This window comes from Cyanobium sp. T1B-Tous, assembly GCF_024345475.1.
Classification (GTDB): Bacteria; Cyanobacteriota; Cyanobacteriia; order PCC-6307; family Cyanobiaceae; genus Cyanobium_A.
This window is the reverse complement of the sequence record NZ_JAGQBE010000089.1, coordinates 1-7,718: the sequence shown is the minus strand read 5'-3', so window position 1 is coordinate 7,718 and position 7,718 is coordinate 1. Positions and strand designations below refer to the sequence as shown.

Genomic DNA, 7,718 nt, shown 5'->3' with positions numbered 1-7,718 from the left:
CTCTCGCTGCTGGCCACCCGCGCCAGCGACAGGATCGCCTGCATGCGCTGCTGGTCGCCCTTCTCGTTGCTCTCCGCCTCATCGAAGACCACCGGCACGGCGTCGCAGCAGATGGTCTGGCGCAGGCCGGCTTCTGTGGTCGCGCCCACCACCACCAGGCTCAAATCGCCGAGTAGCGGCGCCACGAAGCGATCGAGGATCTGGCTCTTGCCTGAGCCGGCACCCGCTGTCAGCCAGAGATGGGGCCGCCAGCGCAGGGCACCGCAGATCGGAGCCAGCACCACCCAGCCCAGCAGCAGGGTGCCGGAGGCCGGCACCTCCCAGCGAAAGCGGTTGGCGATGCCCACGATCACACCTGCTTCTTGCACGGTCAGGGGCTCAACGCCGCAGGGCCCCTCCAGGCGCTTGAGGCGTTGGTAGATGTGCCGCGAGCGGAAGGGTTTGGTGATCGGGTGCTCCCCATCGGGAGTGATCAAGCGATCACCGAGGTGCAGCACGGTGCGGCCCTCATCCCACCAGGCCCCGCGGCCGCGGATGCGCTCCACCGCAAAGATCCCCATCGCGGCCGAGCTCTTGTGCAGATCACTGGCTGCCGCCGGCCAGTTCACACCGGTCCGGCTGGGGTAGAGGCTCTCCCAGTACTCCAGTGGTGCCAAGGCCACCAGGTGGGTGGCGGTGTGGCAACCCCGGGGCAGGCGGATCACCTGACCGGTGCTGCCGGGTTGATAGAAGTTCGCGTCCGCGTCGTAGCCAAGGCACTGAAAAGGCGTGCCCGGGTTTGGGGGTGCAGCAGGCGCTGTCACTGGCGGAGCACCAGCGTCATCGCCAGCAGCACCCGCGTCGGCGGGGCTCCATGGCTGGGCTGCTTTCGCCAGCTGTCGGGCGGCCTGCTGGGGTGTCCAGTCGGCATCGGCTAGGTCCCAGCCCTGGGGCAAGTCCGCCGGCAGAGCCACCAGTTGCAGCTGGCAGTCGAGCGGGTGCAGCAGGGCGGTCAGGCTCTGCATGGCTTCCAGGCCCGCGGCATCGGCATCGGGCCAGAGCGTCACCGAGCGGCCGGCTAGCGGCGTCCAGTCCGCCTTGGCGATCGCCTTGGAGCCATTGGCCCAAGTGAGCACCACGTGCTGCGGGAACAGGCGTGCAGCCGCATCGGCGGTGCTCTCCCCTTCCACCACCAGCACCGGAGCGTTGGGGCGCTCCAGCAGATTCGGCAGTCCGTAGAGCGGCCTGGGGGTGGGCCAGTCGCAGCTGAAGGCGTCGCGGCGGCTGGGGCGATGCCAGTCCCCGTCCAGCCAGACGCGATGCAGGAAGGCTTTGCCGCCGTTACGCAGCCGGATCCGTTGGATCCAGAACAGCACTTCCCCTGCGCCATTGCGGTAGGCCCACTGGGCGGTGGCCCCGCGGTTCAACGGCGGTGGCTGGGCATCGGCGGGAGGTTTGTCAGGCATCCGCCAGGGCTTGCCGTTTCGACTGGTGCCCCTATCGGCACGGGTGTCCTGGTGATCAGGCACCAGGCCAAGGAAGGCCTCCACCTGCCGGGCGGCCTCCACAAAGCTCCAGCCCTGCCGGCGCAGCAGCAGGTCGATGCCGGAGCCAGCGCCGCCGCGCTGGTCCTTGCCGCCGCACTGGTTGCAGAACCAGGAGCCACTGCCGTCCTTGTCGTCAAAGCGGTAGCGATCCGTCCCGCCGCAGAGTGGGCAGGGCTGATGGCGATTGCTGAGCTGCTCGCCGCTCAGTCCCGCCAGGGCAGCCAGGATCTCCGGCCAGCGGCCACGGGCCGCAGTAATGGCATCAGAGGCCATGGGTTCCGGCTCACCTGCTCGCTGTTGAGGTCGCGGCGGGATTCGGTGATGCCCGATCCGGTCTGTCCAGCAGGAGTTCGCGGTCCATGGCGGCATCCAGCACCTGCCGCAGTGCCGCCGAGCGGCTGAGGGAGCCGTGACGCCTGCGGGCATCCAGCCAGGCGAGTTGCTGCTGGGTGATCGAGACACTCACCGGCAGGGCGTAGTCGGACATCAGGCCATTGCTCGTGATCTGCAGCCTAATAGCTTTGGCCATGCCTCGCTAGCCTGAGCCAAAGAAGGCGAGCGGCTAGCAGTCGTCCCGCTCGATCTGGTGCCAATGCCGTCAATCGTTCTGCGTGACTACCAGCTGCAGTTGCTGGCCGATCTCCGCGCGGCCCTCAAGGCCCACCGGCGGGTCTGTGCCGTCATGCCCACCGGCGCGGGCAAAGGCCAGACCATCGGCGCCATCGCCCGCGGCGCTGCCCGCAAGGGCAGGAAGGTGCTGGTGCTGGCCCACCGGGCCGAGCTGATCGAGCAGCTCACGGGCACCGTTCGGGCCTGGGGGCTCGAGCCCGATGTGATCGCCCCCGGCCACCGGCTGCAGGGCCGGCAGGTGGCGGTTGGCTCGGTGCAGACCGTGGCCCGGCGGCTGGGGCAGCTGTCAGCGCCGGATCTGATCATTCAGGACGAGGCCCATCACCTGGTGGCCGGCAACGTCTGGGGCCGGATCATCAACACCTGGCCAGAGGCGCATCTGATCGGCAAGACCGCCACGCCCGAACGCCTCGATGGCAAAGGGTTGGGCGTAGAGGCCGGCGGCTTTTTCGAGGCCCTGGTGCTGGGGCCCTCTGCGGCCTGGCTGGTGGACCAGGGCTGGCTGGCCCGGCCCAAGGTCTTCTCCTGGCCAGGTGCCAGGAACAGCAAGGGGCAGGGTCCCGAACTCCACCAGCGGATGGGCGAGTACGACCTGGAGCAGGCGGCGCGCGCCTTCGGGGATCGGGCCGCGATCGGTGATGCGGTGTCGCACTACCTGCGCCGGCTGCACCCCGGCACGGCCATCTGCTTTTGCTGCACGATCGAGCACGCCGAACAGATGGCTGGCGCCTTCCGCGCTGCGGGGATCAGGGCCGCGTCAGTGAGCGGCGGCACGTCAGCAGAGGAGCGCAAACGCTTGATCGCCGGGCTCGGCACCGGGGAGGTGGAGGTGCTCACCAGCTGCATGATCATTTCCGAGGGCACCGACATCCCCTCAGTGGGCGGCGCGATCCTGATGCGCCCAACTGCGTCCTTGTCGCTCTATCTGCAGATGGTCGGCCGGGCCCTGCGTCCCGCACCGGGCAAGCAAGAGGCGGTGATCCTCGATCACGTCGGCAATGCCCATCGCCATGGCCTGCCCACCGATGAGCGCGCGTGGAACCTGGCTGGCCGCCGCCGCCGGGAGGGCGTCTCGATTCCGATCAAGGACTGCCCGGTCTGCTTCTGCAGTTGCCCCAGTGCCGCACAGGTCTGCCCCGACTGCGGCCACCTGTTTCTTGCCGAGGAACGCGATGAGCAGCGCCGTGGGCTCCAACTGCTTGAGGGTGAACTGGTCGAGATCAGCGGGTCGGATCGGCACCGCCCCCAGCTCCAGCAGGCCCGGCCACGCCGTACGCACCCGGCAGCCGGCTGCCGCACCTTCGAGGACTTGCTGCAGCGGGAGCAGGAACGCGGCTACAAGCCCGGCTGGGCCCACCACGTCTGGGCTGCACGGCAGCGCAGCACTTAATCGCTGGGCAAGCGAGCAGCCGCCAGAGGCCTTAGCGTTGACTGCAATGCTGTCAGTGCAAGCGGGAGTCGTCCATGGCCACCCTCACCATCCGCAACCTCGACGAGAGCACCAAAGCGCAGCTGCGCATTCAGGCCGCGCGCCATGGACGCTCGATGGAGGAGGAAGCACGCACGATCCTCCGCAGCGCCATCGAAGCCCGGCAGCCTGTCGCTGGGGGAAAGGGTTTGGGGAGTCGCATCCATGAGCACTTCGCCCAGCTCGGTGGCGTGGAGCTGGAGCTGCCTGCACGCTCTTCCCTGCCTATCCCCGCTCAGTTCGCGGGCGAATAGGAAGTGGAAACCTCGGGAGATTGAACGTCACAGGAGAAGAGTCCGCTGTGATCGTGCTTGATACCAATGTGATCTCGGAGCTGATGCGGCCGCAGCCGGAGCCGCGGGTGCTGGCCTGGGCCAATGGCCTTGATCCAGAGGCGGTGGCGATCACGGCCATGAACGAAGCCGAAATCCTGCACGGCCTGGCCCGGCTGCCGGATGGCCGCCGTAAGCAGCAACTGCAGCAGAGCTGGGATGCGCTGGCGACCGAGCTGTTCGCTGGCCGAATTTGGCCTTTCTCCAGCGAGGCGGCTCACTGGTACGGCGAACTGCTGTTGCGGAGGGAATTGCTGGCCCGACCCATGGCGACAGCGGATGCGGTGATCGCAGCCACGGCGCTGGCCCATGGCGCTCCCCTGGCCACAAGAAACGTGGCCGACTTTGCCGAGATCGGGCTGGAGTTGATCAATCCCTGGGACTTGCCCTGAACTGCCCTGGACTTGGCTTCTGCCGCCGTCACGTTGAACATGGCCACAAAGCATCGGATCCCCATGACCAGATCGGTTCTGGCTGAGAAGCCATGAACACCATCTCGGCGCAGGACGCTGGCGAGGGATTGGACGCCCTGATCGATCAGGTAGTCGCGTCCCACGAGCCGCTGCTGATCACAGGGATGGAGCGAAACGCCGTGCTGATCTCAGAAGAGGTCTGGCGTGGCATCCAGGACACCCTCGATCTGGTCTCGATTCCCGGGATGCGTGAGTCAATCCTTGATGGCATGGGCACCCTGCTGCCAGAGCTGAGCAGCGAGCTTCGCTGGTGACCAAGGTGGCCAGCACTTTCTGGTCAAAAGGTATTGGCTGCTGAGACGCAACCGCCAATACTTGCCGCAGGCCGCTGGCCTGCCCGGCAACAGGAGGTATGGCCTCCTCCACCAGCGAACACGAGATCCAGCAGCGCATCCGCCTGGCCTGCGGCCGCGGACCGGTACGGCTCTGGCGCAACAACACCGGCGCTTTGGTCGACCAGCAGGGGCGCTTCGTGCGCTTTGGGTTGTGCAAGGGCAGCAGTGACCTGATTGGTCTGCGCTCGCTGGAGATCACGCCTGAACTGGTTGGCCAGCGGATTGCTCAGTTCGTTGCCCTGGAGATCAAGACGAACTGCGGGGTCGTCAGTCCGGAGCAGCGCGCCTTCCTGCAGGCGGTGCAAGATCTTGGCGGCCTTGCTGCCGTCTGCCGCTCGGTTCAACAGGCCCAGGCAGTCCTGACGTTGAGCGCCGTCGGAGAGCAAACGGCATGACTCGGCCCGAGCTTCGCCGGCAGCTGCAGGCGCTCGCTCGCTGCCATCCCGGTGCACACCCGTACACGCTTGCCCTGCGCTTTCAGGCTCAAACGGGCCGGATCTTGAGCGGCCAGCAGGTCAAACAGCTGCTGGCCGAGCCGGCGAACCACTCAATCCATGCCGCCAAGTCTTGACAGGCTCTGGCTTGCAATGGCAAGCAGGTCGTAGAATCGGGCTATGACATACGACATGGACCTGACGGGGCGCTCCTACCAGGCCGTCCTCGACTGGCAACAGGAGTCACGTCGGGCCTTCGGGAAGATGCTGTTGAACTGGCGCCGCCGCAACGGCTGGACCCAGTACACCGCCTGCGAGTGGGGTGCCGAAGCGAAGTTTGAGGTGATCTCCTACGGCAACCTCTCGGTGATCGAGCAGGGCAAGGCCGGCGAGCTGCGTCAGAAAGCTTTTTTCCAGCTCGAAGAACTGAACCGAAGGTTGCTGGATAGCAATCGACGACTGGAAGGGGTCAAATCCCTGCGTATTCGAGAACAGCTCGAATACGCCGAGCCATTGCTGGGCAACGATTCAAAGCCCTGGGGTGCCGTTGAATTCTGGAGCTGCTACATCGGATATCTGGAAGTCCCCGATAGATATCAGGCAGTTCTCTCTCCCACGTTCTCGTCGAAAGAAGCCGAGGATCTCTGTCAGAACTGGAGGCGCCATGTGCGTCGTGTGATCAGAACGCGCGACGCCGACGTCACCGATGCGCTGGAGCAGCTCGCCGCGTCGGTCCCGGAGATGTACCGCAAGCGTTTTCGCGAGGTCCTGGCCCTCGACGACTACTCCACTTCCGAACTGGCGCAACTATGGACGCAAGACGAGCAGTTCCTTCCTGACGAGTGGATCCGAGCCTGGGAAGCCGACGACCCGGCAGGACCGCCCAAGCCGGCCGCCCGGCGACGCAGGAAGGAGCCCGGATAAGTCCGAGGACGCCAACCGATTGCAGCTCGCGTTAGAAAGCCGCTAAGCTCAGGCCAGCGGGCACGAGCCCGACACCCTGATGCCATGACGCAGATCCCCGCACGCGCAGACGTGCCAGCCGGCGCCCTTGAGCTGCTCGGCGAAAAAGGCGGCGCCGAGCGCGCCCTCACGGCCGCCCTGGCCTCCTTCCAGGAACAGGTGCAGGCTGTTCCGTCCCTTGACCTGGCCGCCGTGGTCGAAGCGGCCAGGCCGGCGTTTGCCCAGGGCATTGCCTTCAGCAGCCAGCTGGTCGACATCCGTGGCCGGCACAAGCTGCGGGTCACGGTGATGCACGCCGGTGGCGCCGAGGTCAGCAGTGAAGAGTGGGCCGACGAGGTCGACGACCCACTTCAGGCCTCCGGCTGGATGCTGGCCATGCTGCTGGGCATTCCTTTGGCCACAAAGGCTCTGCCTGTAGAGCCTGAGGCAAGTACTGGCGCTGAGCTTGCTTCTGCTGGTGCGCAACGTCCCGCTTCGCCGGCGAAGGCGTCCTCTCCTGAGGCATCCGAGCCCTGTGAAGGCACCGGTGGCGGTGATGTCGCTCTGGAGCCGCTCACGGCTCAAGAGATCGAGGCCACGCACCAGCGCATCCTTGCCCTTCCCCAAGCCGCGCGGCGTGAGCTGACCACGGCGTTCCGTGAGCACTTCCAGGTGCCGCGCAATGCCCGCTCGATCGGTGATCGCATCACCCAGCACCAGCACAGCGCCTTCATCGACCGCTTCCTCGAGGAGTTCGAAGGCGCTCAAGCGCCCGCAGAGCCATGAGCAGGCCCCGTCGCTATGGCGAGCAGCCCCGCTCACGGGCCGGTCGCCATGTCATCCAGACCCAGGTCCGCACAGACGTCTACCTGCAGGTCCGCGAGCTGATGCAAGCCCGCAACCTCTCGGCCAGCGGCGCCGTGCATCACCTGCTGCGCGAGCGCCTTGGCCTGCCGCCGCTTGCCCCATTCGATCAACCCCTCTCGTCCACCGTTCACCCCGAGTCAACCCATGGCTAAGACGATCTTCCGCACGCCCCTCGCCGAAGTGCGCTGGGCCCACCTGATCACCCCTCGGCACCAGCTCGACAAGAGCAAACCCAAGGCCTGGACTTGCGATCTGCTGCTTCCCAACAGTGACCAAAAGGCGCAGTCGTTCCTGCTGGCAATGGAGGACCAGTTCATCGCTCTGCATGGAAGCCGCAAGCGCCGCGCCGAGAAGGGTTTCCCCTGGAAGCCGGACAAGGAAAAGCCCAGCGAGCTCACCGCGGTGCGCTTCAAGGTGCCGCAGTTTCAGCGGCGTGATGGCTCCCTGTCCGAAGGTCCACGCATCGTCGATGCCAAAAAGCAGCCCTGGGATGGGGCCGCCATCGGCAACGGCTCCAAGGTCGTCGTGGCCTTCGACATCTACGACTGGGATGGCGAAAACGGCTGTGGCATGACCTTCCAGCCCCGTGCCGTCCAGGTCGTCGAGTTCGTTCCCTACGAGCAGGTCGATCCCACCGATGGCTTCGAGGAACAGGAGGGTTACACCGCTGGAGTCGGCTGGGTTGTGGATGATGACGAGGAGGCCGCCTTC

12 protein-coding genes are annotated in these 7,718 nt (G+C 66.3%); 10 read left to right on the top strand and 2 right to left on the bottom strand.

All coding sequences use genetic code 11. The features are described from left to right. Together KBY71_RS13885 and KBY71_RS13880 are read right to left on the bottom strand one after the other, a co-directional pair. Positions 1-1,799, bottom strand: a 1,799-nt coding sequence (locus KBY71_RS13885; RefSeq protein ID WP_254929486.1) for a primase-helicase zinc-binding domain-containing protein, incomplete at its 3' end; no start/stop codon positions are given. Positions 1,800-1,809: 10 nt separating this feature from the next. Then, positions 1,810-2,013 carry a hypothetical protein gene (locus tag KBY71_RS13880; RefSeq protein WP_254929485.1) on the bottom strand — a complete coding sequence of 68 codons (204 nt, stop codon included), beginning with the start codon at positions 2,011-2,013 and terminating at the stop codon, positions 1,810-1,812. Positions 2,014-2,118: 105 nt separating this feature from the next. Between KBY71_RS13880 and KBY71_RS13875 the strand changes: the two genes are divergently transcribed. The 10 genes from KBY71_RS13875 to KBY71_RS13830 form a co-directional block, all read left to right on the top strand. Next, positions 2,119-3,546: a DEAD/DEAH box helicase gene (locus KBY71_RS13875; protein ID WP_254929484.1), complete on the top strand. Its 1,428-nt coding sequence runs from the start codon at positions 2,119-2,121 to the stop codon at positions 3,544-3,546. 74 nt (positions 3,547-3,620) lie between these two features. Continuing rightward, positions 3,621-3,878: a FitA-like ribbon-helix-helix domain-containing protein gene (locus tag KBY71_RS13870; protein WP_254929483.1), complete on the top strand. Its 258-nt coding sequence runs from the start codon at positions 3,621-3,623 to the stop codon at positions 3,876-3,878. 53 nt (positions 3,879-3,931) lie between these two features. Further along, a complete protein-coding gene (locus KBY71_RS13865; RefSeq protein ID WP_254929482.1) occupies positions 3,932-4,348 on the top strand; it encodes a type II toxin-antitoxin system VapC family toxin in 417 nt (138 codons plus the stop codon). Between the two features lie 92 nt (positions 4,349-4,440). Then, entirely contained in the window at positions 4,441-4,683 is a 243-nt protein-coding gene (locus tag KBY71_RS13860) for a type II toxin-antitoxin system Phd/YefM family antitoxin (RefSeq protein ID WP_254929481.1), read from the top strand. A gap of 98 nt (positions 4,684-4,781) precedes the next feature. After that, positions 4,782-5,159 carry a VRR-NUC domain-containing protein gene (locus tag KBY71_RS13855; RefSeq protein ID WP_254929480.1) on the top strand — a complete coding sequence of 126 codons (378 nt, stop codon included), beginning with the start codon at positions 4,782-4,784 and terminating at the stop codon, positions 5,157-5,159. Beyond that, a complete protein-coding gene (locus tag KBY71_RS13850; protein ID WP_254929479.1) occupies positions 5,156-5,335 on the top strand; it encodes a hypothetical protein in 180 nt (59 codons plus the stop codon). The genes KBY71_RS13855 and KBY71_RS13850 overlap by 4 nt, the downstream gene beginning before the upstream one ends. A gap of 43 nt (positions 5,336-5,378) precedes the next feature. Continuing rightward, positions 5,379-6,122, top strand: coding sequence for a hypothetical protein (locus tag KBY71_RS13845; protein WP_254929478.1), 744 nt, complete (start codon positions 5,379-5,381; stop codon positions 6,120-6,122). Positions 6,123-6,206: 84 nt separating this feature from the next. Further along, a complete protein-coding gene (locus KBY71_RS13840) occupies positions 6,207-6,926 on the top strand; it encodes a hypothetical protein (RefSeq protein ID WP_254929477.1) in 720 nt (239 codons plus the stop codon). Continuing rightward, entirely contained in the window at positions 6,923-7,159 is a 237-nt protein-coding gene (locus KBY71_RS13835) for a hypothetical protein (RefSeq protein WP_254929476.1), read from the top strand. Before KBY71_RS13840 ends, KBY71_RS13835 begins: the two co-directional genes overlap by 4 nt. Next, positions 7,152-7,718, top strand: a 567-nt coding sequence (locus KBY71_RS13830; protein ID WP_254929475.1) for a hypothetical protein, incomplete at its 3' end; no start/stop codon positions are given. The genes KBY71_RS13835 and KBY71_RS13830, both read left to right, overlap by 8 nt.